Below are 452 nucleotides of genomic sequence, written 5' to 3'. Positions count from 1 at the left end.
TTCGTGCTGCCCATCGATGCCACCCAAGCCCAACTTGAGGCGGTTATCGACGAGGTGAACGCCGATGCGTCCATTCACGGCTGCCTGCTCTTCCGTCCTTTGCCGGCAGGAATTGACGAGCGCGCGGTGTGCGACCGCCTGGCTCCCGAGAAGGACATCGACGGCATTTCCTCGGCCTCGCTGGCCGGCGTCTTCGCCGACACCGGCGAGGGGTTTCCGCCAGCTACGGCCCAGGCCTGTTTGGAAATGCTGGACTTCTACGACATTCCCGTGGCGTCGAAACGCGTGGTGGTGCTGGGACGCAGTTTGGTCATCGGGCGTCCTGTGGCCAAGATGCTGCTGGCCCGCCACGCCACGGTCACTCTGGTGCATTCGCGCACAGCCGACGCTGCCGCCCATACGCGCGAGGCCGACATCGTGGTGTGCGCCACGGGCCGTGCCAAGGCCTACGG

The 452-nt window shown here is 65.9% G+C and carries 1 protein-coding gene; it reads left to right on the top strand.

Annotation, left to right across the window (positions count from 1 at the left end; all coding sequences use genetic code 11):
• Positions 1 to 452 (top strand): bifunctional 5,10-methylenetetrahydrofolate dehydrogenase/5,10-methenyltetrahydrofolate cyclohydrolase (locus tag PZH32_RS11320; protein WP_275208358.1); only part of this gene is annotated, 452 nt, incomplete at both ends.

The organism is Adlercreutzia equolifaciens, assembly GCF_029076695.1.
Taxonomy (GTDB): domain Bacteria; phylum Actinomycetota; class Coriobacteriia; order Coriobacteriales; family Eggerthellaceae; genus Adlercreutzia; species Adlercreutzia equolifaciens_A.
The sequence above is the reverse complement of the archived record's forward strand: the minus strand, read 5'-3'. Positions and strand labels throughout refer to the sequence as shown.